The sequence below is a fragment of the Streptomyces sp. NPDC002779 genome (assembly GCF_042888685.1).
Lineage (GTDB): Bacteria > Actinomycetota > Actinomycetes > Streptomycetales > Streptomycetaceae > Streptomyces.
This window is the reverse complement of the sequence record NZ_JBIAQC010000083.1, coordinates 1-1,371: the sequence shown is the minus strand read 5'-3', so window position 1 is coordinate 1,371 and position 1,371 is coordinate 1. Positions and strand designations below refer to the sequence as shown.

Below are 1,371 nucleotides of genomic sequence, written 5' to 3'. Positions count from 1 at the left end.
CAATAGACGGCGGATCCGATGATCAAGGAGACGCCTGATGAGCGAGACCATCACCGAGCACGAAGCCGTGGAGGAGCCGGTCGTCGAGTCGGCTGGGGAGGCGGTGTCGGACGAGCAGCTGATCGGGATGCTCGTCGACCGCGCCCGGTCGGACGGGCTGCAGTTGACCGGCGAGGGCGGGCTGTTGCAGCAGCTGACGAAGCGGGTGCTGGAGTCCGCCCTGGAGGGCGAGATCACCGATCACGTCGGCTATGACAAGCACGACGCGGCCGGCCGGAACAGCGGCAACTCCCGTAACGGCACCCGGTCGAAGACCGTGCTGACCGACGTCGGTCCGGTCGAGGTGAAGGTGCCCCGCGACACCGCCGGCACCTTCGAACCGCAGATCGTCCGCAAGCGGCAGCGCCGTCTGACCGGCGTGGACGAGATGGTGCTCTCACTGTCCGCGAAGGGCCTCACGCACGGGGAGATATCGGCTCATCTGGCCGAGGTGTACGGGGCAGAGGTGTCCAAGCAGACCATCTCCACGATCACGGACAAGGTGATGGAGGGCATGGCGGAATGGCAGGCCCGCCCGCTGGATCGCGTCTACCCCGTCGTCTTCGTAGACGCCATCAATGTGAAGATTCGCGATGGCAAGGTCGCTAATCGGCCCGTCTACGTTGCGATGGCTGTGACCGTCGAGGGCACTCGCGACATCCTCGGGATCTGGGCCGGCGACGGCGGCGAGGGCGCCAAGCACTGGCTCCAGGTCTTCACCGAGCTCAAGAATCGCGGAGTTGAAGATGTCCTGATGCTCGTCTGCGACGGGCTGAAGGGTCTGCCGGACGCGGTCGAGACCGTCTGGCCCCGCACGGTCGTTCAGACCTGCATTGTTCACCTGATTCGCAACAGCATCCGCTACTGCGCTCGCCAGGACTGGGACAAGGTCTCCAAGGATCTCAAGCCCGTCTACACGGCGCCGAGCGAGGCCGCGGCGACCGAACGGTTCCTGGAGTTCTCCGAGAAGTGGGGCACCAAGTATTTGGCCGTGATCAAGCTGTGGTCCGACGCCTGGGCCGAGATGGTGCCCTTCCTGTCCTTCGATGTCGAGATCCGCAAGGTGATCTGTTCGACGAACGCGATCGAGAGCGTGAACGCCCGCATCCGCAAGGCCGTCCGAGCCCGTGGGCATTTCCCCAACGAGGCGGCCGCGTTGAAGTGCGTCTACATGGCACTGATGAGCCTGGACCCGACCGGCAAGGGACGGCGCCGCTGGACGATGCGCTGGAAGGCACCGCTGAACGCGTTCCAGATCGCCTTCGAAGGCCGACTCACCCCCACCAGCCACTGACCCTCAACAACCAAGATCAGCCGTTGACTGGACACACC

Annotated in this window: 1 protein-coding gene; it reads left to right on the top strand. The window is 64.9% G+C overall.

The features are described 5' to 3' along the window. Positions 1 to 127 precede the first annotated feature (127 nt). Positions 128 to 1,333: an IS256 family transposase gene (locus tag ACFYW5_RS37970; protein ID WP_389421696.1), complete on the top strand. Its 1,206-nt coding sequence runs from the start codon at positions 128 to 130 to the stop codon at positions 1,331 to 1,333. Positions 1,334 to 1,371 lie beyond the last annotated feature (38 nt).

Coding starts and splice junctions, on each gene's coding strand:
- ACFYW5_RS37970 (WP_389421696.1), top strand. CDS start 128: ATGCTCGTCGACCGCGCCCGGTCGGACGGGCTGCAGTTGACCGGCGAG.